The 24,938-nt window shown below is 65.8% G+C and carries 20 protein-coding genes; 10 read left to right on the forward strand and 10 right to left on the reverse strand.

All coding sequences use genetic code 11. The features are described from left to right. Window positions 1-17: 17 nt before the first annotated feature. The 6 genes from holA to glpK form a co-directional block, all read right to left on the reverse strand. Complete coding sequence (gene holA, locus CITRI_RS0113360) at window positions 18-1,022, reverse strand: DNA polymerase III subunit delta (RefSeq protein ID WP_010145387.1); 1,005 nt, start codon at window positions 1,020-1,022, stop codon at window positions 18-20. 5 nt (window positions 1,023-1,027) lie between these two features. Next, on the reverse strand, window positions 1,028-3,607 hold the full coding sequence (locus CITRI_RS0113365) for a ComEC/Rec2 family competence protein (RefSeq protein WP_010145388.1): 2,580 nt from the start codon (window positions 3,605-3,607) through the stop codon (window positions 1,028-1,030). 112 nt (window positions 3,608-3,719) lie between these two features. Next, the gene (locus tag CITRI_RS17770; protein WP_010145389.1) at window positions 3,720-4,556 is read right to left on the reverse strand and encodes a ComEA family DNA-binding protein; all 837 of its coding nucleotides are present in this window, start codon (window positions 4,554-4,556) and stop codon (window positions 3,720-3,722) included. A gap of 68 nt (window positions 4,557-4,624) precedes the next feature. Further along, window positions 4,625-5,608, reverse strand: coding sequence for a DegV family protein (locus tag CITRI_RS0113375; protein WP_237709067.1), 984 nt, complete (start codon window positions 5,606-5,608; stop codon window positions 4,625-4,627). An 84-nt stretch (window positions 5,609-5,692) separates the two neighbouring features. Further along, window positions 5,693-8,191 (reverse strand): leucine--tRNA ligase, encoded by a 2,499-nt coding sequence (gene leuS / locus CITRI_RS0113380; protein ID WP_010145392.1) that lies wholly within the window; start codon window positions 8,189-8,191, stop codon window positions 5,693-5,695. Window positions 8,192-8,316: 125 nt separating this feature from the next. Then, complete coding sequence (glpK, locus tag CITRI_RS0113385) at window positions 8,317-9,846, reverse strand: glycerol kinase GlpK (RefSeq protein ID WP_010145393.1); 1,530 nt, start codon at window positions 9,844-9,846, stop codon at window positions 8,317-8,319. A 190-nt stretch (window positions 9,847-10,036) separates the two neighbouring features. On the opposite strand from glpK, the gene CITRI_RS18550 reads away from it, so the two are divergent. The 5 genes from CITRI_RS18550 (at window position 10,037) to CITRI_RS19070 (ending at window position 17,121) form a co-directional block, all read left to right on the forward strand. Continuing rightward, entirely contained in the window at window positions 10,037-10,741 is a 705-nt protein-coding gene (locus CITRI_RS18550) for a DUF6318 family protein (RefSeq protein ID WP_010145394.1), read from the forward strand. Continuing rightward, a complete protein-coding gene (locus CITRI_RS19460) occupies window positions 10,738-11,358 on the forward strand; it encodes a hypothetical protein (RefSeq protein ID WP_141566117.1) in 621 nt (206 codons plus the stop codon). Before CITRI_RS18550 ends, CITRI_RS19460 begins: the two co-directional genes overlap by 4 nt. 134 nt (window positions 11,359-11,492) lie before the next feature. Continuing rightward, window positions 11,493-12,257, forward strand: a complete 765-nt coding sequence (locus CITRI_RS0113400; RefSeq protein WP_010145395.1) for a hypothetical protein — start codon at window positions 11,493-11,495, stop codon at window positions 12,255-12,257. Continuing rightward, window positions 12,247-15,765, forward strand: coding sequence for a DEAD/DEAH box helicase (locus CITRI_RS19065; RefSeq protein WP_040386453.1), 3,519 nt, complete (start codon window positions 12,247-12,249; stop codon window positions 15,763-15,765). Before CITRI_RS0113400 ends, CITRI_RS19065 begins: the two co-directional genes overlap by 11 nt. 309 nt (window positions 15,766-16,074) lie before the next feature. Next, a complete protein-coding gene (locus CITRI_RS19070; RefSeq protein WP_083843452.1) occupies window positions 16,075-17,121 on the forward strand; it encodes a DUF2971 domain-containing protein in 1,047 nt (348 codons plus the stop codon). A gap of 310 nt (window positions 17,122-17,431) precedes the next feature. Here the strand turns inward: CITRI_RS19070 and CITRI_RS0113415 are convergent, their stop codons facing one another. Further along, window positions 17,432-17,881 (reverse strand): hypothetical protein, encoded by a 450-nt coding sequence (locus CITRI_RS0113415; protein ID WP_010145397.1) that lies wholly within the window; start codon window positions 17,879-17,881, stop codon window positions 17,432-17,434. A 191-nt stretch (window positions 17,882-18,072) separates the two neighbouring features. Further along, window positions 18,073-18,243 carry a hypothetical protein gene (locus CITRI_RS19710; RefSeq protein ID WP_157998934.1) on the reverse strand — a complete coding sequence of 57 codons (171 nt, stop codon included), beginning with the start codon at window positions 18,241-18,243 and terminating at the stop codon, window positions 18,073-18,075. Between the two features lie 414 nt (window positions 18,244-18,657). Here CITRI_RS19710 and CITRI_RS0113425 point away from each other — a divergent pair, with 414 nt between their 5' ends. From CITRI_RS0113425 to CITRI_RS0113435, 3 genes are all read left to right on the forward strand, one after another. Continuing rightward, entirely contained in the window at window positions 18,658-19,356 is a 699-nt protein-coding gene (locus tag CITRI_RS0113425) for a hypothetical protein (protein WP_010145398.1), read from the forward strand. 218 nt (window positions 19,357-19,574) lie between these two features. Continuing rightward, window positions 19,575-20,576 carry a hypothetical protein gene (locus tag CITRI_RS17790; protein ID WP_010145399.1) on the forward strand — a complete coding sequence of 334 codons (1,002 nt, stop codon included), beginning with the start codon at window positions 19,575-19,577 and terminating at the stop codon, window positions 20,574-20,576. A gap of 365 nt (window positions 20,577-20,941) precedes the next feature. Then, the gene (locus tag CITRI_RS0113435) at window positions 20,942-21,631 is read left to right on the forward strand and encodes a recombinase family protein (RefSeq protein ID WP_050813697.1); all 690 of its coding nucleotides are present in this window, start codon (window positions 20,942-20,944) and stop codon (window positions 21,629-21,631) included. Window positions 21,632-21,724: 93 nt separating this feature from the next. Here CITRI_RS0113435 and CITRI_RS17795 read toward each other — a convergent pair whose 3' ends face one another. Next, window positions 21,725-23,242 carry a recombinase family protein gene (locus CITRI_RS17795; protein ID WP_010145402.1) on the reverse strand — a complete coding sequence of 506 codons (1,518 nt, stop codon included), beginning with the start codon at window positions 23,240-23,242 and terminating at the stop codon, window positions 21,725-21,727. Between the two features lie 88 nt (window positions 23,243-23,330). Between CITRI_RS17795 and CITRI_RS17800 the strand changes: the two genes are divergently transcribed. After that, complete coding sequence (locus CITRI_RS17800) at window positions 23,331-23,690, forward strand: hypothetical protein (protein ID WP_010145403.1); 360 nt, start codon at window positions 23,331-23,333, stop codon at window positions 23,688-23,690. Window positions 23,691-23,746: 56 nt separating this feature from the next. On the opposite strand, the gene CITRI_RS17805 is transcribed toward CITRI_RS17800, so the two are convergent. Continuing rightward, complete coding sequence (locus CITRI_RS17805) at window positions 23,747-24,154, reverse strand: hypothetical protein (RefSeq protein WP_010145405.1); 408 nt, start codon at window positions 24,152-24,154, stop codon at window positions 23,747-23,749. A 258-nt stretch (window positions 24,155-24,412) separates the two neighbouring features. Here CITRI_RS17805 and CITRI_RS17810 point away from each other — a divergent pair. Next, window positions 24,413-24,938 (forward strand): alpha/beta fold hydrolase (locus CITRI_RS17810; RefSeq protein WP_237709068.1); only part of this gene is annotated, 526 nt, incomplete at its 3' end.

The raw sequence follows: 24,938 nt of genomic DNA on the forward strand, positions 1-24,938 counted from the left end.
CCGTCAGCGCCGTGTTGTCAGCGCCGGGCGGTGAGGGCGATGCGGGTGACGACGCGCTCGACGGCGTACTCGGCGTCCTTGGCCAGTCCCTTGGCCTCGGCGTCGGCCTGCGCGACCCACTCGATGGCGGCCGCGATGGTCGCGGGATTCCAGAACCGGACGGTCTCCGCGACGCGCTTGGCCTGCCAGGGGGCCATTCCCAGGACCTGGGCGACCTGGCCCTGCGAGATGCGGGCGTCGACGATCCGGGCGATCTGCCGGGTCTTCATGGCCAGGGCTCCCGTGATGGCCGGTGCGGAGACCCCGGTGGCCAGGGCGTGCCGCAACAGGGCGGTGGCCTGGCCGGCCCGGCCCTCGATGGCCGCGTCGGCGACCCGGAAGGCGGTGGCCTCGACCCGTCCGCCGTAGTACCGGTCCACGACCTGGGTGGTCACGGTCCCCTCGGTGTCCGCGGCCAGCTGCTGACAGGCCACCGCGAGGTCGGTCAGCGATCCACCCGTGGCGTCGATGAGGGACCGGACGGCCTCCTGGTCGATCGACCGGCGCCGGGACCGGAACTCGCCGACGACGAAGTCGGCCTTGTCCGCGTCGGACTTGATGGGCTGGCACTCCACCAGCACCCCGGACGAGGTGACCACGTCCAGCAGCCTCTTGCCGCGGTTGCCTCCGGTGTGGCGCAGGATCAGGGTGACGTCGTCGGCGGGAGCGGCCACGTAGTCGAGGCAGTCGGCCAGGAACGCCTCGTTCATGTCCTGCAGGCCCTCGGCCAGGACGATCTTCGCCTCGCCGAACAGGGACGGGCTGGCCAGCATGGACAGTTGTCCGGACTGGTAGTCGGCGGCATCCAGCCGGTGGAGCTCCAGGCCCGGGTCCGCCTGCCGCAGCGCCGCCCTGACCCGGTCCGTGACCCGGGTGGCGATGAAGTCCTCGGGCCCCTTCAGGAGCATGAGGGGAGCCGGTTCCACGCGTCGCCAGTCGGTGCCGGAGGTGGTGGATCGGCGAGAGCGGCTGGGGGCGGGCATGCGTGTCATCCTACCGGGACGGTGCCCGCCGCCCGGCCGGTCACCGCGGGTGCGAACTGGCCGGTCACGGTCGGCACCAGCTGCCCGTCGCGGAGCGAGACGACCGTCGTGCCGTGCTCATCGGTGCGCACGACCGGGCCGTGCCGCTGGAGCTCGGTGATGACGGACGGATGCGGATGTCCGTAGCTGTTCTCCCGGCCGACCTGCACCACCGACAACGCCGGCGTCAGGGAGCGCACGAGGTCGTTCCCACCGTTCCTGGCCCCGTGGTGGCTCACCTTCAGCACGTCCACCGTCTCCGGGAACACTCCCTGGCGCAGCAGCGCGCCGGTGGCCTCTTCCTCCATGTCCCCCGTGAGCAGGACGGTGTAGGACCCCTGAGGCGTGTGCGCGGTGGCCGCCATCTGCAGGGAGGCATCGTTCTCGTCGCCCGCCTCCGAGTCCGCGGCCAGCACCTCCCAGTCCACCCGCCATGCCGACGCCGGCTCACCCACCGTGCCGGTCTCCCCCACCTCCGGCCGGCGCGCACCGGCGGGGGTGCGGGCGCCTCCGGCGCCCTCGGTGGCAGATCGGTCCTGGTGGTCCACTGCGCCCGGTCCACCGGTCCCGGGGGTGGCCATGGTCGAGTAGAGGACGGCAGCAGGCTGGCAGCACTCGGCGAGCGCGGCGGCGGAGCCTGCATGGTCCTGGTGCAGGTGGGACAGCACGAGCAGGTCGATCCGTTCAACGTCGAGGTGCCGGAGGCAGGACGTCGCCGCCCCCGGGTCCGGGCCCGTGTCGACCACCATCGCCGATCGCCGCCCGGTGCGCAGGACCAGCATGTCCCCCTGGCCGACGTCGCAGGCGGCCAGGGACCAGTCCCGCGGGACGGGCCCGGTCGGTGGGGAGACGACGAGGGCCAGCTGACTGCCGACGGCGGCGCACACGAGCGTCCACGCCGCGGCCAGCGACCACCGCAGGGTGCGGGAGGACGGGGACCCACGCGGAACCGGACCGGCGGGGATCCGGCGCACGCGGGCGGGCCGTGTGCGTTCCCATCGCAGCAGCAGCCAGAGCAGGGCCAGGGCCGCGAGCACGTGTAGTGCCACGAGGGCTGCCCCGAGCGCTCCCACGGGCCAGGGATGGAGCGCTCCCGGCAACGACGACAGGGCACCGGCGATCCAGCCGATCCCTGCCGCGGGCCAGCCGATCAGCCAGAACACGGCGGAGGCCAGGCCGGGGAGCGGCACGGCGATGATGGCAGCCACCGTGCCCGGCACGGTGATGAGTGGGACGAGGGGTGCGGCGAGCAGGTTGGCGGGCACCGCATAGCCGCTGAGCGTGCCCGCGATCCCCACCAGCACCGGCTGGCAGGCGACCTGGGCACAGACGGTCACCGCGAGCGCGGCGCCGATCGTCCCGGCGACCGGGCCGGGCAGTATCCTCCCGAGCGTGGCGGTCAGCCACTGTTCCACCGGCCGTGCGGCCAGGACGATGCCCGCAGTGGCTGCCAGGGAGAGCTGGAATGCCGGTTCGGAAGCCAGTGCCGGTTGCCAGCACAGCAGGACACAGCCGGCCAGGCACAGCAGCGGCAGGGCCTGCCGTCCCCGCCCGAAGAACACCGCCCAGGCGCCGATCCCGCCCATCACGGCGGCCCGGATCACGGAGGGTTCCGGGCCGACGATGACGACGAAGACGACCAGAATCCCCAGGACCGCGCCCAGCACCACCGGGCGACGGATCCGTAGGGTGCGCAGGCTCATCATGACGGCGCCGGCCAGGAGGGTGCAGTTGGCCCCGCTGACGGCGGACAGGTGACTGAGCCCGGAGGCCTTCATCGCCTCGTCCAGTTCCGGGTCCTGGACGGACCGGTCCCCCAGGACGAGTCCTGGAAGCAGCTGCGGCGCGGCGCCCACGCTGCCGGCCGCCGCATTGCGGACCGCTGCTCGCACCACCTCGCGCCCCGTGCTCCCGCCCGTGCCGCTCTCCGCGCCTATCCCACCGTTGTGGTCCGGGCATGACCCGGCATCCGGGCCGGTGCGGGCACGAGCGAACACCGTGGTGCCGGACGGCTCGAGATCGGCCGTCAGGCATACCCGTGTGCCAAGCTCCATACCGTCCCACTCCGCATCCCCGGAGACGACGACCTCGGTGCCCTCTGGCACGGTCCGTACCGGGTGTCCGAAGGCGTCCAGGGCGACGGTGACGTGCCACCGGTCCCCGAAGGCCCCCGGGGACTTCACCGCCCCATCCGTCGCCCGACCGGAGAGGCGCACCGGCTGGCCCGCGGACACCGCGTCCTCCCAGCCGGAGGCCTTCACCGGGGCCCGGTCCCCGACGGCCTGCACTGCGGCGATGGCCGCGACCCACAGCGCACAGGCGGTGAGCGCCGTCAGGCTCACCAGGGCCACACGCCCACTGCGCGCAATGGCCACCAACAGCACCGTGACCGCGGCGGCCGCCACTCCCAGGCCCCACGGCAGCACCTGCACCCACTCATACGGGAGGACCGGAACGGCCAGACACGTCACCAGCGTCAGCAGCAGGGCCGGCACGAGCCGCACATCGACCGGCCCGGGCACCGGTCCGGCGGTCGGGGACCTCACCGGCCGTCCAACCCGTCGGGCCACCGCGTCATCGTCGTCACCGGGCCGGATGCGGTAGGACCGGCCCGGGGGCGCCCGCGACCCCGGTGCTGGGGCCGCCCTCGTGGTCGTCTCACCAGCTGACGAGTCCGTCGAGGCGTTCCATCATGGCCGGTCCGATGCCGGACACCGCGTCCAGGTCCGCCAATGATCCGTAGGGTCCGACCTGCTCACGGTGGTCGACGATCCTGCCGGCCAGCGCGGGTCCGATGCCGGGCAGCTGTTCGAGCGCGGCGGCATCCGCCGTGTTGACGTTGACCGTGCCGCTCGGGGAACCGGAACCGCCCGAGGCCTCGTTCACCGGCTGTCCCCCAGGACCGTCACCGGGTTCCATCCCACCGGTTGCCAGCGGGGTGTCCGGCCCGGGCACGAGGATCTGGCTGGCGTCCACGGCCGGTGCGGCGAGGTTCAACAGGTCGAGTCTCGCCCGCGTCGTCGACCCGCCGGCGGCATGGAGCGCGTCGGCCACGCGGGAACCGGGCGGCAGCTCCACGAGCCCCGGTTCGTGGACCTCTCCCGCCACGTGCACGATCACGGCCCCGGAGGCGGTGGCTGCCGTGCCGTCGTCCTGGTCAGTCGGTGACGGCCCGGCGCCTGGCAGGCCGTCGTCCGGTGGTCCGGGCACCGCCGTGGCCGAGGGGGCGCGGTCCGTGCCCGCCTGCCGCTCAGCGTCCTCGCCCTCACGGTCGGGATGTCCCTCCCGGCTCTCGAGGGCGGCGGCCTGTGGTGCCGGGGTACCCGTCGGCCCGGTCGGTGACACCAGCCAGCTGACGGCCCACCACGTGGCCGCGAGCACCGCCAGCAACAGGACGGCTGAGGTCACGACGCGCCCCCGCCACAGGGGGGCCACCGGAGGCGGCTGCTCCCAGTCCCCCGTCACGGGGGCATCGTGGTGGCTGTGGCGTCCCATGGCTCCACCCTCGCCCGGCGAAACGGGCCCACGGGCACGTCAGGGTCACGGGCGGGTGCGACACGCCGTCAGGAGGCGGGTTGTGGAGTGGGCACGGGGTTCAGCGTGACCCCGAGGGCCCCCAGCCCCAGGTGCGCGGCCAGCACCGCGGGGAGCCGGATCACCGGCACGGGCATCGCGGACAGGCTCTGCAGGCGCCCGGCCAGTTCGTGGGCGGCCTCCTGGTTGCCGAAGCCGTGGACCGCGATGCGCTCGGAGGGCCCGGGCGTGTCCGAGTCCTGCGCCGCCTCCCGGACCAGTTCGACCAGACGCTCCGTCGCCCGGGCCGTGGTGCGCGGCCGGTCGACGAGGGAGACCACCCCGTCCTCGAGCGTGAGCACCGGCTTGACGTGCAGCAGGGACCCCAGCAGGCCCGCCACCGTCCCGATCCGACCGCCCCGGCGCAACTGCTCCAGGTTGGGCACGGTGAAGAACACCCCGGCGTCCTGGCTCGCCGCGTCCACGGCGGACACCAGCTGGTCCGGGGCCACGCCGAAGCCCGCCCCGATCACGGCGTCGATCACCACCGTTCCGAGGGCGAACCCGGCCGTGTGCGAATCGACCACCGAGACGGGGATGAGGGACTCCCGCGCGGCCAGCCGCGCCGCCTCCACGGTCCCGGACAGCCTGCCGGACAGGTGGACGGAGATGATCTGCTCGAAACCGGTCTCGGCCAGCGACTGGTACACGGCACTGAACGCACCGGGTGAGGGCCGCGAGGTCCTCACCGGTGTCCCGGCTGCCAGCGCCAGGGGCAGCTCCCGCAGCAGGTCGGGAGTGCCGTCCGTGTAGATCTGGTCACCGATCATCACCGGCATGGGCACCTGGCGCAGGCCACGCGCCAGCGGGTGGGCGAGCACCTCAGCCGGGATCGAGGCCGAGGAGTCGGTGACGATCGCGGTCCGTCCCTTCCGCGGCGGACGGAGTCCGAGCCGGACCCGGCCGCTCTGGGCGGCCCGCAGCTGGCGGATCCGGACGAGCATGGCGGCCTGCCAGTCGGCGATGTCGACCACGCGCACTCCCTTCAACGCCCGACGGTTCCGGCTTCAACCTAGGCGACCCGGGGCACCACGGCCCCGGGTCGCCTGCTCTGGGTCTCAGATGACGATGTTGACCAGCTTCGGCTCGCGGACGATGACCTTGCGGACCTCGGCCCCGTCGAGGACGCGCTGGACGGCCTCGGACGCCAACGCCAGCGCCTCCAGGTCGGCCGCGGAGATGTCCACGGCCACCTCGAGGCGGTCCCGGACCTTGCCCTTGACCTGGACCACGGCGGTGGTGGTGTCCTCCACCAGCAGCGCCTCGTCCACGGCCGGCCAACCGGCCCGGGCCACCGAGGGCTCGTGGCCCAGCCGGGCCCACATGTCCTCGGCGGTGTAGGGGGCGAACAGGCTCAGCAGCACGGCCACGGCCTCCACGGCCTCCCGGACGGCGGGGTCGCCCGCGCCGGCACCGGAGTCGATCTCCTTGCGGGCGGCGTTGACCAGCTCCATGGTCCGGGCGATGACCACGTTGAACTTGTGCTCGTCCAGCAACCGGGCGGCATCCGCCACCGTGCGGTGGGTGACCTGGCGCAGGGACTTCACGCCGCCGTCGGGATCCGTGCCCGGTGCCGCGCCGGCGGACTGGACGTCCTGGGCCAGCCGCCACGCGCGGGCCAGGAACTTGGCCGAGCCCGACGGCGAGACGTCCGCCCAGTCCACGTCGTCCTCCGGCGGGGAGGCGAAGATCATCGTCAGGCGCACCGCGTCCACGCCGAAGGTGTCCAGCTGCTCACCGAGGTCCACCCCGTTGCCGAGCGACTTGGACATGGCCTTGCCACCGTTGAGCACCTGGCCCTGGTTCAGCAGCGCCTTGAACGGCTCGGTGAAGGACACCAGGCCCATGTCGTAGAGCGCCTTGGTGAAGAACCGCGAGTAGAGCAGGTGCAGGATCGCGTGCTCCACGCCGCCGACGTACTGGTCCACCGGCAGCCAGCGGTCCACGGCGTCACGGTCGAAGACCTGGGTGTCGTCGTGGGCCGAGGCGTAGCGGATGTAGTACCAGGACGAGTCCACGAAGGTGTCCATGGTGTCGGTGTCCCGCAGCGCGGCGCCACCGCACGACGGGCACGTGGTGTTGACCCACTCCTCGATGCCGGCCAGCGGGGACTTGCCCTTCGGCGCCAGCTTCTCCCCGGTGACGTCGGTCGGCAGCAGCACGGGCAGCTGGTCCTCCGGCACGGGGACCTCGCCGCAACCGGCGCAGTGCACGATCGGGATGGGTGCACCCCAGAACCGCTGGCGGGACAGCAGCCAGTCCCGCAGGCGGTAGTTCACGGTGCCGCGGCCGGTGCCCCGGCCGTCCAGGATCTCGATGGCGCGGCTGATCGCGGCGGTCTTGTCCAGGCCGTCCAGCTCGCCGGAGTTCACCAGGGTGCCGTCCCCGGTGGTGGCCACGCCGGACACCGCCGGGTCCTCCTCACCGGTGTCCACGACCATGCGCACGGTCAGGTCCATGGCGCGGGCGAATTCCAGGTCGCGCTGGTCGTGGGCGGGCACGGCCATGATGGCGCCGGTGCCGTAGTCGGCCAGGACGTAGTCGGAGGCCCAGATCGGCAGTCGCTCGCCGTTCAGCGGGTTCACGGCATACCGGCCCAGGAACACCCCGGTCTTGGAGCGTTCGGTGGACTGCCGCTCGATCTCCGAGACGTGCGTCAGTTCCTCGCGGTAGGCCTCCAGGGCCTCTCGGTGCTCCGGGTCCACCAGCTCCAGGGCCAGGTCCGCGTCCGCGGCCACGACCATGAAGGTCGAGCCGAACAGCGTGTCCGGGCGGGTGGTGAACACGGTGATCGACTGACCGGGCTGACCGTTGCGCGCCTCGACCTGGAAGTCCACGTGGGCGCCCTCGGAGCGGCCGATCCAGTTGCGCTGCATCGCCAGCACGCGATCGGGCCAGTGGCCCTCCAGCTCGGACATGTCCTCGAGCAGGCGATCGGCGTAGTCGGTGATCTTGAAGTACCACTGGTTCAGGGACTTCTTGGTCACCTGTGTGCCGCAGCGCTCGCAGGCGCCGTTGACGACCTGCTCATTGGCCAGCACCGTCTGGTCCTTCGGGCACCAGTTGACCGGGGAGTCCTTCCGGTAGGCCAGGCCCTTGGCGTAGAACTGCTGGAACAGCCACTGGGTCCACCGGTAGTACTCGGGGTCGGAGGTGTGCAGCTGGCGGGACCAGTCGGTGGAGATCGCGTAGCGCTGGAACGAGGACTTCTGCGTCTCGATGTTCCGGTAGGTCCACTCGGCCGGGTGGGCGTTGTTCTTGATGGCGGCGTTCTCCGCGGGCAGCCCGAAGGAGTCCCAGCCGATCGGGTGCATCACGTCGTAGCCGAGCTGCGTCCAGTACCGGGCGACGACGTCGCCCATGGCGAAGGCCTCCGCGTGGCCCATGTGCAGGTCACCGGACGGGTAGGGGAACATGTCCAGCACGTAGCGGCGCTCCGCGGACCCGTCGTCCAGCGGCGCGAAGGTCTCGTGCTTCTCCCAGTAACCGCCCCAGCGGTCCTCTAGGGCCCGGAACGAGTACTCCTCGGGCGCGGCCTGGGTGGCCTGCCCCGTCACGGGGTCCTGGGGAGTACCTTGCGCTGCCTGGCTCACGGAAGTCCTGTCCTTGAAGTGCGGGGGAAACGGGGTGTCAACATCACGACGCCGGCCCGTCAACCGGGCGCTCGACGCGCCCGTCCATCCTACTCCGGCGCGCCCGGCGTCCAGTCCAGTGAGCGGTCGACGGCCCGGGCCCAGTGCTCGAGCAGGTCGTCCCGGTGTCGGGCGTCCATGCGCGGTTCCCAGCGGGCGTCCTCGCGCCAGAGTCCGGCCAGTTCCTCCAGGCCCGACCACACGCCGGCGGCGAGTCCCGCGGCATGGGCGGCCCCGACCGCCGTCGTCTCCACCTGTTCCGGACGCACCACCGGGACGCCCAGGATGTCGGCCTGGAACTGCATCAGGTCGTCGTTGACGGTCATGCCGCCGTCCACCCGCAGTTCCTCGGGACGCTGGCCGGTGTCCGCCACCACCGCCTCCAGCACGTCCCGCGACTGGTAGGCGGTCGCCTCCAGGGCCGCCCGGGCCAGGTGTCCCGCCGTGGCATAACCGGTCAGTCCGGCGATCAACCCGCGGGCGTCTGGACGCCAGTAGGGCGCGTAGAGACCGGAGAACGCGGGCACGAAGTAGACGCCCCCGTTGTCCTCCACGGTGCCCGCGAGCGCCTCGACCTCGGCCGAGGTGCGGATGAGGCCGAGGTTGTCCCGCAGCCACTGCACGAGCGAACCGGCCACGGCCACGGAGCCCTCCAGCGCGTAGGCGGCCGGCGCGTCCTCCACCTGGTAGGCGACCGTGGTGACGAGTCCGTGGGAGGAGGGCTCCGCCGTCGTGCCGGTGTTCTGCAGCATGAAGCATCCCGTGCCGTAGGTGTTCTTCACGTCCCCGCGGTCGAAGGCCGCCTGGCCGAAGGTCGCCGCCTGCTGGTCGCCGAGGATGCCGCAGACCGGGACGCCGTTCAGCGGTTCGGCCCCCACGATGGTGCCGAGCTCTCCCACCGACGGATGGATGCGGGGCAGCATCGAGGCCGCCAGGTCCGGGTCGATGCCGAAGACCGACGCGAGGTCCTCGTCCCAGTCGAGGGTGTCCAGGTCCATGAGCAGGGTGCGCGACGCGTTGGTGACGTCCGTGGCGTGGACTCCGCCGTCCGTGCCACCGGTGAGGTTCCACAGCAGCCAGCTGTCGATGGTGCCGGCGCGCAGGCGGCCGTTGCGGGCCAGGTCGGCGGCCTCGGGGACGTTCTCCAGCATCCAGGCGATCTTGCCCGCGGCGAAGTAGGAGGCCAGGGGCAGTCCCGTGCGCGCGCGGACCGCGTCCTCGTGTCCGTCGGAGCGGAGCCGGCCCATCAGGGCGTCGGTGCGCGAGTCCTGCCAGACCAGGGCCCGGTGGACGGGCCGGCCGGTGACCGAGTCCCACAGGACGGTCGTCTCGCGCTGGTTCGTGATCCCGACGGCGGCGATGTCCCCCGGGCGCATCCGGGCGCGGGTCAGTGCCAGGCCGCTCAGCTCCCGGGTGTTCTCCCAGATCTCCACCGGGTCGTGTTCCACCCACCCCGGGCGCGGGAAGTGCTGGCGGTGCTCGCGCTGGGCACTGGCGATGATGGTGCCGGACTGGTCCATCACCACGACGCGGGTGGAAGTGGTGCCCTGGTCGATGCTGATCACGGCGCTGGGAGGCATGGCGGCAGGATACCGGCTGTGGACAGGGCGGACAGCGGATGGGGCGGCTGTGTTTGAATGTCGAGTGTGGCCTGGGACACGGGATGACTAGGCTCTTTGAACTGCTGTGGGGATGGCAGGCCGGGGCGTGCGAGCGCGGCTCCGGTGGCTGGCCTCGTGGCCTGACGGGGGTTCCTCCATGACTGAACGAGTGAGCACGTTGCTGATGAGTCGCCGGGCCGCGCGGGCGGGTGTTGCGGGGGCGGTACTGGCCCTGGCGCTGACCGCTTGCGGCAGTGGTGCCGACGATCCGGACACCGGCGCTCCGGTGAGCACAACCTCGGCATCGAGCGAGGCCGTGCCGGAGCCGAGCGCATCCGAGGACGCGAAGGACTCAGCAGCGCCCTCGGGGTCCTCAACGGCGTCTCCTGACGCGACGGAGGGCGAGTTCGTCCCGGCGTCCTCCGACGGGCCCGCCCAGAACGTGCCGGTCCCCGAGATGCCGCCTGCCGCCAAGGAGCAGACCCAGGAGGGCCTGGAGGCCGCGCTGGAGTATTGGTGGGAAGCGGAGCGGTACCTCAAACTGACTGGCGACCCTGACCCACTGCGAGCAGTCTCAACCGATGACTGTGCCTTGTGTGAAGAGTTGATCAAGAACTGGCCAGCAATTTATAAGGCTGACGGTTGGGCAGACATAGGAGACACAGAAATGGAGGTCGCATTTAGTTCGCTCGATAACAACAATCTCGGTGGACGGGCGATCTTGATGGTTTCGGAGGCGCCCGGTGAGGTCTACCGGCCCGACGGTTCAAGGGTGAAATCGGCTTCGGGTGATGGCAGCAAAGACGTCGGCTGGGGCGCCGGCGCCAGATACTCCGGCGGGCAGTGGCAGATCGAAGCCATGAGCGTGCAATGAAGACTGTAGCTCTGACCAGGTTGTTGGTTGTATTTACAATTTCTGCACTGCTGGCCCCTAGTCCATTTACGGCTGTTGCCGATATTGACGATCCGTTCAGCCGCATTAAGGCCAATACTGGAGATGCCAGTGCGGGTTTAAGAGTCGAGAAGGATCAGGCCGCTGGTGATGAGGTTGTGGACCTTGACAGTTCGGAATCATCTGAGTCCATTTCGAGGTCCCCAGCGAATACCGAGCCCAAGTCGCAATATGTAGAGCTACTTCAGCCTTTTTGCCTCGGGGGGCATGAAAACGACGGAACAGGGTACATCGACTGCTTCGAAATGGAGCAGACCTTATGCACCCAGGCTGGAAGCCAGTACGTCATCCGGGCACGCTATGAACCTGCTGATCCCACCAACTCGTTACAGCGCTTCGGACAACCGTTCTGCTCCGAACCGTCGGACCCGGTCATCAGTGACCCAGCAGAGGCCGAACCGGAGGCTCCACCGATGCCCGTCGTGACGCTCGCTGACTTCCGGCGTCTGGACATCGCCCCCTCGAAGATCAAGTCGGACTCCGGCGGGTTCGGACTGATCCGGGCCAACGCCAACTTCGATCACACGCTAACCCGCTAACGGGACGCATGGTCGGTGGCTGGAGGTTATTCAGGTACACAGAAACGGGGTCTCACCTGCGCACGAGGCTCTGCAAGTATTAGAAGCCTGTACTGCTTGCACCTACCTGACGGGCGATAGGAAGGGGTCTCGTCATGATCAGCTTCAATACTTGGTGCTCGCAACCGGCGTTGACATCGCACCAGATGCACCGGATCGGCATGCTTGAGGCTCACGATGAAGCTACTGGCGTGGCGCTCATAACTGAGATGCTTCCCAATGCTTATGCTGACACTCCGGCGCTCGCGTTCGTCGCCGAGCGGCGTGGCAAGTCCGGAGTGGCGGCGTTTCTCCGCGACCGCTTGCCCGCGGAAAAGGGCGCTCGATCGGGCGACATGGGCGAGATTTTGGCGACCGCCTATCTCTACGAGGAGCGCGGTTACGTCGTCGGGCCTAGCCGGCTGATTGACCGTGACCACCAAGAGTGGGCGATGAGGGGCGATGACGTCCTCGCCGCTCGGGTCGGAGCCAACTCAGAATTGTATTTGGTTAAGGGCGAGGCCAAGAGCGCCGTCAAGCTCGGTGCAGCAACGGTTAAGGCTGCCCGGGAAGGGCTCGCCCGTAACGAGGAGATGCCGTCCCCTCACTCCTTGTCGCAGTTTGCTGTCCGACTGCTGAAGTCGCCAGACATCGCGGTTGGCGAGGCGGTGCTCGATGTGCAACTTACCGGCGGCTTGAGGCCGCACCAGGTGGGTCACCTGATGTTTCTCTTCACAAGCAGTGATCCGAGTGCGCATGTACTCGCAGACCTAAACGCCTACGAGGGTGTAGTGAGACAGCTGATCATCACCCTGCGGGTCAGGGAACACCAGAAATTCATCCGTGACGCCTACGACGGAGTGGTTGCTGATGTCCCGTAACTCTGATGAATTAGCCCGCCAGCTCGCCGCTGTCATCGATCCAGACTTCCGTAATCGCCTCCTCGCGCGAGGACAGGCCCAGTCGATGATTCGTCGCTATGGCATCCTTCCGGAGGGTTCACCCGAGTTCAGCCCCTTTCTGGACGCTGACCTCCTCAACTATGGCTACGCACTGCTCACCAACGGATTGGAGTTACTCGAGGAACTGGAGAGAGACGATGACGTTGAGAATAAAGCAAGCAGTCAGACGGAGGTCGCTCGTCACGCGTTCATACAGAGTTCGTACGCCTTAGAAGCGGCAACTCGAAATGCCGCAGACGCCCCCGACAACATGTTTCACCGACTCATTGCGGGTGCGGGCAGCCATCTCGGTGGATACGCCGCTCGCGCCTTCTCACTTACGGAGAGTAGTCGGGAGTCAGGCCAGCTCACGCCTATGGAACTCACACTAGCGGACCTGATGATGCGCGATCTTGACGCCATAGAGGAACGAACAAGACTGCTGCGCTCTTCCGCAGCAGTCACGGATGACTCTCTGCTCGCTTCCCTCTCCAGCGGCGCCGACAACGATGCGGTGCGTCGGCTCGGCCCCGTTGCCCTACTACTAAGCGAGAACTACCTCTCAGCAGTATCCTTAGCGTTGTTTGCGATTGAAGTCGGCGACCGCGAGCTCCTGGCCGCAGCCCTGGAGGAAATCGCTTTGGGCGAGCAAGCCTCAATGGAAGTAAATGCTCCTGGTCCTTGGTGGGTCTACCGACTCACCCGCCGGATGCTCAGCGACCTTAACGACACCAGCATCGGCAGAAACATTCCAGACGTCCCGCCAACAGGTCGAGATGACGAAGTACCTCGCTGGCGGTACCTGCGAAGCACCTTCATCGAGACGCTTTTGGGACGACGAAGGTCCGAGATCGACCTGTGGCCCTCGCAGCTCAACGTTGTGGAACGGATCTTCGCCGACTCTCGCGACCTCGTCGTCGCACTTCCCACGAGTGCTGGCAAGACCCGAATTGCCGAGTTGGCCATCTTGACCTGTCTGGCGCAAAGGCGGCGTACGGTCTATGTCACCCCGCTCAGGGCGCTCTCTGCCCAAACTGAAAAAATCCTAGCCCGCACATTCGGCCCACTCGGCGTGCGGGTGTCGTCGCTGTACGGAAGTATGGGGATCAGCGAGTTAGATGATGACATGTTGCACTCGAGCGACATCGTGGTCGCTACCCCCGAGAAGCTGGACTTCGCGCTCAGATCTGATCCCTCCGTTCTGGACGATGTCGGCCTGATAGTTCTCGACGAGGGCCACATGATCGGCGCTTCCGAGCGTGAGGTCCGATACGAGGCCCAGATCCAGCGGCTCCTTAGGCGCCCGGACGCCTCGACGCGACGGATCGTCTGCTTGTCCGCCGTGTTTCCCTCCGGCGCAGAGTTGGAGGACTTCGTCGCCTGGATAACTAAGGACCAGCCCGACGGACTGCACCAAGAAACTTGGCGTCCAACTCTCCAGCGATTCGGCCTAGTTGAGTGGCGTGACGATCACGCGGGGTTGGCAATCACTCTCGGATCAGATCAGCCGTTCATCCCTCGCTACGTCGAGGCGAAGCAACCGACCGGAAGGCGGCGGAACCAGTTCCCCCAGAACCAGCGTGAGCTTGTGATCGCGACGGCGTGGCGTTTGGTTGAAGAGGGTGAGACAGTTCTCGTCTTCTGCCCTCAACGCAACTCAGTCGAACCGTATGCGCGTGAAATTCTACGACTCCACAAGCAAGGCCTCATCAGCTCCGTCCTTCCCGATCATGTCAATCTGAGCGGTGTGCTCGCAGTAGGAAAGGAGTGGTTCGGTGTCGATCATCCGCTCTTGAAGTGCCTCGAACTGGGTGTCGCTATTCACCACGGAGCCTTACCAAGCCCGTTCCGCAGAGAAGTGGAGAAGCTTCTCCACGAGGGCCAGCTGAAGGTGACTGTTGCCTCGCCAACGCTCGCTCAGGGCCTCAACCTATCGGCGTCGGCCGTGTTATTCCACCAACTCCGGCGGGGAGGAGACCTGCTCAAGGGTGCAGATTTTTCGAATGTGATTGGCCGGGCCGGGCGCGCATTCGTCGACACAGAAGGACTCGTGCTCTATCCAATCTTCGAGCAACGACAGCGCCAACGGCGGCGACAACGGCAAGATTGGCTCCAATTGACTCAGGGCGACGGAGGCAAGGCGCTCAATTCCGGCCTCATTGAAGTTGGCTCTGCCCTGCTCCGCCGCATGTACGTCTCGCGCGGAGCCGGGCCCATTGAACCTTTTCTGGAATATCTCACAGGGGCCCCGAACTGGAGCCTTCCCATCCTGCAACATGAATCGGAGGAGGAACAAGCAACAGCCGCCACCACATGGACATCCAACCTTTCACTACTCGACATCGGTCTTCTCAGCATCATCGGAGACGGCGCTTACGATGCAGACCCCGATGCTGCTACGCAGGTGATCGCTGATGCTCTAGTTGGATCGCTGTGGGATCGTCAGCTACGCCGGCATGACGCTGATGTGGCGTCAGCCGCTCGCCAGTTGATAGCGGCCAGAGTCCGACATCTATGGCGAACGTCCACGCCTTCCCAGCGACGCGGCTGGTACCTCGCTGGACTAGGCGCCGACGCCGGGCTCAAGTTGTCTGAAGTATCTAAGCAAATAGTCGACCAAATAGAGCGGGTCGAAATCGCCCTCGCCGATGAGGATTATGTCCTAGCGTCTGACGGGCTCGTCCAAATCGCTACCACAATCTTCGGGCTCGACACCTTTACGCCTAAAGTCGAAGTCGTTGACTGGAAGGCCGTGCTCCGTCGATGGGTCCACGGGCTGAGCCTGTCAGACCTTTCCGGAGATCAAATCGCTAATGCACAGTTCATCGAATCCGATCTGATCTATCGCTTGGTCTGGGGCATGGAAGCCGCCAGGGTTTTTGAGGCGGCCCAGGGCAACATCTTGGCTGAAACGCTGAACGGTACCGCCGTGACAGCAATCGAGACAGGTACTTTTTACTGGTCCGCTTCGGTGCTCATCCGGTCCGGATTCGATCATCGCCTTGCAGCGGTAAACGCCGTCACAAGCACTGGAGCGGACTTCAACTCGGCGGTCGACATGCGTCGATGGATCCGCGAACTCCCTCCCTGGTACGCCGACAATAAATCGTGGCCGAGCCCTGAATCACGGCCGGCATGGGAAGAATTCGTGTCACACAACCGTCAATCTCTCCACCGGCAATGGAGGCGCAAACATCTGAACGTCTCAGCTGTAACTTGGTACGGCGACGTACCTTCCCCAAGAGCCTGGCTCCGCATTACGGCCCTTGACGCGGGAACCGTCCAGATCTGGTCCCCCGGGTTCGACCTCCTCGGCGAGGCCGCGGTCGAGTTGAACCCCAAACCACGGGGGGTACTTCGCGCGCAACGTCTCGCTAGCACGCTGGGCATTCGTTTGTTGTATCGGGGACCCGGTGATCTTTTACCTTCCGAAGTGACCAAGGGTTAGTTGTCTCCGCATCGAAGTTTCTATCGTCCACGAGGACAATCGGGAGCGGGTAGGAGACCGGAGAAGATAGGGACCAACTACAGGTAGCGACGAAGTCTCCCAGATTCAGGTCGAAAAATTCCGCTCCGCGGACACGCCCACCCCGCCCCGTCGTAGGTTCGCGGCGTCTCAAGCTACTGACATGAAGACTCCAGGGCACCGCGATTGGAGGTTTGGGCGGGGACACGCGAATATGGGCCTGTGACACAACCCACCAAGTCAAGTGAGAAGTCCAATCCCCACGGATCGCAGAGCACCATTGAGGGGCGCATGCACACGATCCAGGGAAAATTTCGAGCAAAGCTTAGCTCGCCACCCATCCCATGGAGTATCACGGATGACTTCCTGCCGTCATTGCTACATCACTACACCACTGTCGACGGGCTGCGGGGCATCACCAAGAGCAACGCACTTTGGGCCTCTGACCCTAGGTATATGAACGATGCATCAGAGCTCACTTACGCGGCGTCACTCATTGATGGCATTGTCAAGGAGGCTTACCAAAGCTTGGATGACGACCGTATCCATCGTCTAGTGCCATATCATTCCGGCATCGCCAATGGGTTCGGGCAAGGGGCTCGTCCATTCATCGCATGTCTGTGCGAAAAGGGTGACCTACTTTCACAATGGCGTGGGTACGGCGTGGATACGGCACCGGTTTCCTTGGGAATGAGTTTACTTCAGATGAACTACCCTGATGGATTACCTCCCCGAACCATTCTCCGCAAAGTCATCTATAGCAGGGATCAGCAACACAGATCGGTCAAATGGATCACTGAATCATGGTTCCAGATTATTGCGTCGGTGTTAGACCGAACGAAGGGTGCTTCAATCGGCGAGTGGTTCCGCCCCCTGGCAATTCAGGAACTTCAGCAAGCCTTGGCCGTGCATCATTTGTGTTTCAAGCATCCCTCGTTTGAGGAAGAACAAGAGTGGCGACTGATCAGGGTGGTAGACGTAGAGGAAGATTCCCGTCTACGCGATGGTCGTCGGCAAGAAGTGGAGGGAGTCGCTCAGAAGCGGACCGATAAGGCCGGAAGTGAGACGCCTGAACCTGCAACCGATGGTAGCGGTGCCCCGAACGACATTGTTGACGTTCGTTTTCGCCAGTCATCACTTGGCCTTGTTCCGTACGTGGAGATCCCGCTATTAGATACGGAAGGTAATTTCGACGGACGACTTCCATTGTGGCAAGTAATCCAAGGTCCTACGTCGCATCCGGAACTTGCGCTGGACTCGCTACGGATGTATCTGAATTCCTGTGGATACGGAGAACCTACAGAAGTACTGCCTTCCGACATACCTCTGCGGTGGTAGCTCAGCTACCCATGCCCCTTGGTCGCCGCATTTGACGGCTTGGGTGTGATACCCATGGCGCCAGTCGTCGACTCACTGGTTCTTGCCATCTGTCGACGGCGAGCAATCAGCGACAACCGCTGAAGTGCAGTTGAGGTGAGGTGCGGTCTAAATGCCTTGGTGGATGGAGAATCAGAATTGGACGAACCAGAGGGGACGCATACTTGCTGAACCAGAGGACGTAGTGCTTCCTCTTTGGTCCGCTCCCCAATCATCCCGACCACACCACTCCTTCTCCTTGGCCAGTCGTCTCAAGTACACTCGCAGCCGATCAAACCTTCTCGTGCCAGTCGGGTACAAATGGTTCTATCAAATGGCCCAAGTTGTAGCGGACGAGAAAGTTACCTACCGCCTGCTGGTACAGCCAGCTGATGTCCCACATAGCTAAAGCTAGGTTTCCGGTGGTAACCGTCGATTCACTGGGAGCGAGTACACCGGAGGCTTCAACGTGCCAGAGCTGCCCGTGCACGACGGCGCTGTATAGACGCCACCACGACGTCGTCCGCAAGCGGATGAGGTTAAGGTCGTACTGAGGGCAGTCAAGCTTTCCGCACTCGCAGTTTCCCTGAGCTACCAGACAATCTAGGCAGTCCTTGAGCATCTTCGATTCTGAGGCAACGCGGGGGCGCTTGGGCCGCGGGCCTACCTCCTCCCCCAGCAGGCTCCTCTGCTCCCAGAGGGCGTCCTCGTATTCCCACCGGTCCTTCGCGAACAGCTTCACGGCCCTCGCATTCCTCTCTTCACGGTTCTCAGGGTGAAGGACATATAGCGCCTTGAAGGAATAGAGCAATGCACCCCGGAGGAGTTGCTCGATAGGGACTGGCCCCATCGGATGGGGAACTAGTTCGGCTACCGCCTGGAGAGACCGCGTCGCCGAATGAAGGAACTGATTGACTTGAAGGGTGTAAATATTCACCCCCGGTCATCAAGCAAGGTGCCCGCCCGGTCGAGGAAGGCTTCACCGGAAGATTGCCAGACGTCCTGCAATTTCGAGATATGGCTTTTACCCCAAGCGATGCGCCCGAGAGCGTTGAACATGTAGAACTCATATTCGGAATCCGTCTGCTCATTGTTCGAGTTCACCGTGTCACCACCTTTTGGACTCAAAAGAGTGCCCCCTTGATGTGCCTAAAGTGTGGGAGCTTGTAGCCCAGCCCCCCGCCGGTTATGGATCTTGCCAGATCGGCTGGCGGTTCGCCTCAAACGAGATCCGGCCTGGAGCTGGTACATGTCCGGAAGCCGCTGGGCGCCATCTGGAGGGCCCATGAGGGTCCGTGGCCCCTGGAGTGCATCACAGTTCCAACAGAGCCTTAGATCCGCACAGGGAGGCTGCCGGCGGGCACTGGTGTATGCTCGGGCCGTGATCAACACCCCCATCCCCGAAGGGTTTACCGGAATGCATAGCCCACGTTTCTACTGAGGTTCAACCTCAATAGCTGTGTGGGCTTTGAATTAACGGTAAGGGCATGTCTGTGCCCGATGATCAAAGGAGATTCAGTGATTGAATCCACTACGCCCAAGCTGTCCGAAATCACGCCTGAGGAGACGCCCGAGCTGATCGCCGCCCGAGAGGAGCTGGCCCAGGCTGCGGAGCAACGGGACCAGGCCGAGGCTGTGCTGGAGCAGAGGCGCACAGAGCTGAACACTCAGGCCGCCAAGGTGAACGCTCTGCGGCAGGCCGTCCAGGCCGGGGACACCGAGGCCGCCATCGTGGAGCCGGGCGAGTACCGGGAGCATCAGGCCATGGCCCAGCAGGTCTCCGACCTCCAGCGTGCGGTCACCGCACGGCGCCGGGCTGTCCGCGTGGCGCAGTCCCGGCTGACCGTGGCCATGGCAGTGGCCGGCATCGGGGGCATTGCGAACGATGATGAGCAGGCCCGGATCGCAGCCGAGCTGTCCCATGCCGTGAAGCTAATCCTCCGTCCCGTGCTGCAGCGGATCCAGGAATCGGACCGGAACATCTACGCCACCATGGAGCGGGTCAAGGGCCACGTGCGGGAGGTCCCCGGCCTGTCCATGATCGGACTGTCGGACCGTCCCAGCGGATTCGCCTACCGGGATCAGGTCTTCAACCCCCACGGGGAGACGCGGCTGAAGGGCCTGTTTGATCGGGCTTGGTCCAACGCCCAGGCGGAGCTGATCCAGGAACGGAAGCAAGCTCAAGAGCAGGCACGGGAGCAGGCCCAGCAGGGCTGACCCATCCCCGGGGCATTAGGGCCTTGGGAAGTCTGGGGGACTCCGCTAGGGCTCCGTCCCGGGCACGCACCCCCTCGTTCCTTCGGGGAAAGAGTCCACGGGTCTAGGCCAGGCGGCGCCCTGCCCGTTCCCAGCCATTGTGCGGGGAATCGACAGACGTCCGCTTGGCCGGACCCGGGACCTTGGTACATTTTCGAGCCGGTCCAGGAGGCCAGGTCATGAAGTCTCTGGGCATGTGCACGGCGGTCCGCAAGGCCGGTCCGTGCGATCGTCCGGCCACTCGCCGCAGGGTGCTGCATTTCCATCGGGAGCCGGTCTGCGGGACGTGCTATCGACGGATCTACCGGCAGAACACGGTGGAGTGTTCGGCGTCAGGATGCACGGTCCGGCTCTACCCCCGGTCCAACAAGGGCAGGACCGTGCCGGCGCCATGGTGCCGGGACGACGAGCACCGGGCGCTGTCGGTGGAGGTGCTGGGAGAGTCTGGCCGGGAAGAGGTCAAGCGGGAGTTCGTCGCCAGGATCGAACCCGACTGGGAGACCGGTTGCTGGAAGTGGGTTGGCAAGATCCAGGGAGGATACGGCCGGTACCGGTCCACGCCGAAGCTCACCGGGGAGTGGGTGGCCCATCGTATGGGCTACCACTTGTTCGAGGAAGGCCATGAGATTGGTCAGGAGCTGGATCACCGGCATGGCAGTGCCTACGGGGCGGGACCACTGTGCGTCTCTCCGTTGCACCTCCAGCCGGTCACCCAGGAACGGAACATCGAGCTGCGGGACCTGCGACGTGCAGACCCATTGGGCTACTGGTACCGGCCGGAGGAGTCCGGGGAGATTCGCCTGTCGTTGATGGTGTTCGCTGGGTTGAACGGCCTGCCGTTGAAGACTCCCGAGCTGGACTACTCGGCCTCGTGGGACCCCAACAGGAAGCAACCGGCAGGAACCGAATCCGGGGTGCCGGCACCCATCGTTCCCGAGGCACCCGCCGGGGTCGCGCCGGCCGAGCCGCCCGAGGTGGACCGGGCCGGGTTGCGGATGTCTGCCCGCATCTTCGAGGAGCTGAAGCTGTCCCCGCTGGAGGCGCGGGTTTTGCGGGTCTGGTTTCGCTGGCCCGTCTGGAACCGACGCTTCATGCGGGGGTGGGGGCAGGGCGTGCTGCTGGAACCGGAGGATCGGCAGGTGGGTATTTCCTCTGGTCAGCAAAGGAACGGCGGGCTTTAAAACCCGTGCCCGACCAAGGTCGTATCCACGTGCGGTAGTGACCGATGGGCGCCAAGGGGTATCCCCCACCCTTGCTTGTCGCCGCCGACTCTGCAGGGCGGTCTGGCCGCACGAGCTGGAGGACTACGAGGACTGCGTATGCCGGATCGAGAGTGCATGGAACCAAAAGAATCCCCCGAAACTACCCGAGGACCCACTCCGCGAACGGCAGCAAAAGATCTGGGCCGCCATCGTCATCATTATGGTGAAGAGGAGCGCCCACGGAGCCGCCGACCAGAGTTACATGTTCAAGTCAAGGCTCACGGCGAAGGGCGGTCATCAGCCCTTGGTGTACACGAAGGGGTCCCTACTTGTACACTGGGTGGATGACAACCCCTCACACCGCTCCCGGCCAGCCGCTCCGCGTGCTGGGGTACGTTCGCGTCTCTACTGACAAGCAGGACATAGGCCCGGAGGTCCAAGTGGCTGCCCTCCAGGCTGAAGCAGAGCGCCACGGCTGGGGGTTGGAAATACGCAGGGAGGATGCCGCCAGTGCAAAGTCTCTGGAGGGGCGTCCCGTGTTGGCTCAAGTGTTGGCCGACCTCAAAGCACGTCGGGCCGATGCGCTGGCCGTGTCCAAGCTGGACCGGCTGAGCCGCGACGTGGCCGACTTCGCTGGGATCATGAAGCTGGGCCAGCGGCAGGGCTGGGCCGTCGTAGCACTAGACCTAAACGTGGACACCACTACCCCCACCGGCGCGGCCATGGCTCAAGTGACCATGACGTTCGCTGAGCTGGAGCGTAAGAGGATCGGCGAGCGCACCCGCGATGGCATGGCCAAGATCAAAGAACAGACGGGAAAGCACATGGGGCGGAAGGCGGAACTTCCCCTAGAGACGGCTCTTTACGTCAACGAGTTGAAAAAGCAGGGCCTATCCCTGCGGAAGATCGCGGACCGGCTCACCGTCGAGAATGTGGCCACCGCCAGCGGAGGTAAGTGGCACGCTTCAACCGTGAAGGCCGTGCTGGAATCGGTCACCCTGGCTCGCGCACTTCGGAAGCTGGAGGAGCCCTGACGACCACAGGATCGCTTCTAACGGCGCCTATTGCCGCCTACGGTCAGAAACCGCTCGACAAGGAATAAGGCTTTGAAATCGCGTCCTAGCACCTCACGTCCACACGGGGAGACCATTGGCGGCACCTGCCCCGTCTATGTCTTCACGCGAGAGCGGACCCGGCCCAATCGTGTTCGACTTCAGGACAACCACCACCCTGTCCCCAAGGTCTGTTCGAGCGTTGCCCCACCCGGGCCAACAAACAACATTCATGTACTGACGGAGAAAGTCACGCTGCTCGTCGATAGGGAGTCCAGCGAACCGCTCGAACATCGCAGAGGACTCATCCACCGCCTCAACCTCGGGGGAAGAAGGGAGCACCGGGACAGCGGTGGATAGTTCGTTCAGCCTGTCCCGCTTCTCATTCATCTGAACTTCTAGCGCCGTCGAGGTCTTGGAAAGCACTCCCTCAGAGAGTCCTCCGTTCGCGTACATGCGAACGACTTCATCGAGCCGAGCCGCGAGCGCCGCCAACTCCGATTCCAGGTTGGCTCGTTCAGTGACAACCTCTTCGCTCACCCGCATACGGTCTGCCTGGCGCTCGACGAACGCGTACAACGCCGCTGCAACGCGGCGAACCAGCAGGTCAAGGCCATCTCTGATGATGGCCACATGCCCAGGCCCCTGAACCTTGCACCGATAGACCGGCACCACCTTGCCCCGAGAACCTACAGACGAGGCATACAGCAGCGCGCCACACCAGCACTGTGCAATCCCCGAGAGAGGATGCTTCGGCTTATTGGTCGGTGCACGGCGCCGGGAGGGGTCGGACAGCACCGCCCGCACACCCCGCCATAGGTCGACCGACATAATCGCGGGCCAGGGCCCCGGCACACCTTCCAGCGCATGACCTTGATGAACCGCAAACCCCGCATTGGCTGGCCGCTTCAAGACGTTCCGCACCGAGGTCTGCGTAAACGGTGCACTCCTACTGCCAGTCCACCCCTGGTCATTCCATCGGCGCATGACCACACCCACGGATACCCCCGCCAACACGTCACGCGCTGCTTGTTCCACAGCTTGCGCCTTCTCCTGGTCGACTACCCGTGACACCTTTCCGTGCTCGTCGAACTCCACTTTCCAGCCGAAGGGAACCGGACCGCCGTGGTATCCGCCGGAACGTGCCAGCTGGGCGAACTTGTCTCGGAGCCGCTCAGCCTTCACATCGGATTCGAACTCGGAGAACTGAGCCATAACCCCGGCATTGAGGCGACCGGCTGAAGTCGAAAGATCAATTACTCCCCCGCCCTTCACGGCAATCGTGGAGATGCCCCGCTCACCGCCGCACGCGTCAACGTAAGTGGACAGATCAGCAACGCGACGGTACAGCCTGTCCACCTTGTAGACCAGAACCGTAGAGACCTCCCGCGCTCGCAGACGAGCCAGCATCTCCTCGTAGGCCGGACGCGGCTTCCCGGAAAATGCCGAAATGTCGTTGTCTGCAAAAACTTCCACCACCATCAGGCCGTGTCGGTCGGCATAGTCCCGGCAGATCGCCTCCTGCCGCTGGATGCCCAGCTCGTCCCCGGAGCGGTCAGACGAGATGCGGGTATAGATGAATGCCGTGGTCATGACTAGATCCTACAGGGTTAGCGTGTGAAGAGTACTCGTCAACACCAACTTCTATGCCACCGAGGAGCCCCAGACCCTCAACACCACCATGCTGGGCCAGCAGGTCGCCATCCAGGCGATCCCGGTGCAGTGGACGTTCACGTACGGCGACGGCACCGCCCCCTTGGTCAGCACCACTCCGGGCGGTCCGCAGCGCGAGTTCAACCAGGAGACCACCACGTCCCACGCCTACCAGCAGACCGGTACCTTCCCGGTCACGGTGGCCACCGCCTACCGGGGACAGTTCTCCGTCAACGGTGGCCCCTGGATCGCCATTCCCGGCACCGCCAGCGTGCCCAGCACCCCGGTTGAGGCCGACATCTGGCGATCCGAGGCCAAGAACGTCGCCGAGGACTGCCATCAGAACCCCGACGGCTGGGCGTGCGCCAACCCCTTCATCGAAGACTGACCTGCCGCCCCACGACGATGCCGGTGGATGAGGCGCTGGGCCCCTCGACCCCGCTGCTAGCGCAGGGCACCGGCTCCCTGGAGGTCGCCGTCCGGTCGTCCCGCCGCTGCCCGGCCGTCGACCGCGATCCCCGAGCCTGCGCGTCCGTCGCTCGGGCGGACGTCAGAGGAGACGCCACGACCGAGCCCCGCCCGGGGCCGTGGTTCCCGATGGCGCAGGTACATCGCGAGCATGAAGGCCGAGGTCAGGAGGTAGAAGCCATGCAGGGCCCAGATGGGACCGGTCGGCAGGCTGAACACGTAGACGGAGTGCACGACGTTGCCGAGGTTCGCCAGCAAGAGGTTGCCCAGACTGTACGACGCCAGGTCCCGGGTCCGCACGGCCTTGATCAGCATCGGCAGCACGCTGCCGACGAAGACGATGGAGGAGATCACTCCCGCCAGTACCGCCAGGTCGAAGTCCATGGTCGTCGTCGCTCTCCAGATCGGCTGATGCTTCCGGAACCCACGCTAGGAGTCCGCCTCGAGCGTCGGATCGGGCGAATCCCCCATCTTCATCGGCCGACGATGGGGTGTTTGACCTAGTCCCCCGTTCGCCGTCTGACACCGACGGATCGGTAGGCTGACCGTGTGAACACCGAGCGGACCCCAGGCGGCAGACGCCCCCTGCCCATCCGGTGGAGGGATCGCCTCCTCGTCCCCCCGGCCCCGCGCGACACCGCGGTGATCACCGGCCACCGGGCGAGGACCCCGGAACGGCGGATCGTCGAGGTGCCGGACCCCGTCTCAGGCCGCGCCACCCCGATCGCCGTCTGGCACTACGCGACGGAACCCCGCCAGGGCGCAGAAGGACCCACCACACCGGTGGTCATGATCCACGGGTTCCGCGGCGATCACCATGGGCTGGCGCTGCTCGCCGACTGTCTCCCGGAGATGGAGTTCTACCTCCCCGAGCTGCCCGGGTTCGGGCACTCCCCCGCCTTCCCGGACGCCGAGCACACCGTCGCGCACTACGCCACGGCCGTGGCCGCTGCGGTCCAGACGCTGGGCCTGGTCCCGATACCCGCCACCGGGCGCCCGGCCACGGCACCGGAGGCGGCGGCCAGACCCGTGCTCCTCGGTCATTCCTTCGGGTCCGTGGTCGCGTCGCACCTGGCCGCGGAGCAGCCGTCGCGATGGAGGGAGCTCATCCTCGTCAATCCGATCTGCGAACCGGCCCTGTCCGCCGACGGCACCCGCTCAGAACGCA

Origin of the sequence: Citricoccus sp. CH26A (genome assembly GCF_000224415.1) — a bacterium.
Taxonomy (GTDB): domain Bacteria; phylum Actinomycetota; class Actinomycetes; order Actinomycetales; family Micrococcaceae; genus Citricoccus.

What these genes read in the sequence shown, in the direction of transcription:
- CITRI_RS0113400 (WP_010145395.1), top strand. Translation starts at nt 11,493, where the DNA reads ATGATCAGCTTCAATACTTGGTGCTCGCAACCGGCGTTGACATCGCAC.
- CITRI_RS17790 (WP_010145399.1), top strand. Translation starts at nt 19,575, where the DNA reads ATGAAGTCTCTGGGCATGTGCACGGCGGTCCGCAAGGCCGGTCCGTGC.
- CITRI_RS19460 (WP_141566117.1), top strand. Translation starts at nt 10,738, where the DNA reads ATGAAGACTGTAGCTCTGACCAGGTTGTTGGTTGTATTTACAATTTCT.
- CITRI_RS17805 (WP_010145405.1), bottom strand. Translation starts at nt 24,154, where the DNA reads ATGGACTTCGACCTGGCGGTACTGGCGGGAGTGATCTCCTCCATCGTC.
- CITRI_RS19065 (WP_040386453.1), top strand. Translation starts at nt 12,247, where the DNA reads ATGTCCCGTAACTCTGATGAATTAGCCCGCCAGCTCGCCGCTGTCATC.
- glpK (WP_010145393.1), bottom strand. Translation starts at nt 9,846, where the DNA reads ATGCCTCCCAGCGCCGTGATCAGCATCGACCAGGGCACCACTTCCACC.
- CITRI_RS17795 (WP_010145402.1), bottom strand. Translation starts at nt 23,242, where the DNA reads ATGACCACGGCATTCATCTATACCCGCATCTCGTCTGACCGCTCCGGG.
- CITRI_RS17770 (WP_010145389.1), bottom strand. Translation starts at nt 4,556, where the DNA reads ATGGGACGCCACAGCCACCACGATGCCCCCGTGACGGGGGACTGGGAG.
- CITRI_RS0113435 (WP_050813697.1), top strand. Translation starts at nt 20,942, where the DNA reads ATGACAACCCCTCACACCGCTCCCGGCCAGCCGCTCCGCGTGCTGGGG.
- CITRI_RS17800 (WP_010145403.1), top strand. Translation starts at nt 23,331, where the DNA reads ATGCTGGGCCAGCAGGTCGCCATCCAGGCGATCCCGGTGCAGTGGACG.
- CITRI_RS19070 (WP_083843452.1), top strand. Translation starts at nt 16,075, where the DNA reads ATGCACACGATCCAGGGAAAATTTCGAGCAAAGCTTAGCTCGCCACCC.
- holA (WP_010145387.1), bottom strand. Translation starts at nt 1,022, where the DNA reads ATGCCCGCCCCCAGCCGCTCTCGCCGATCCACCACCTCCGGCACCGAC.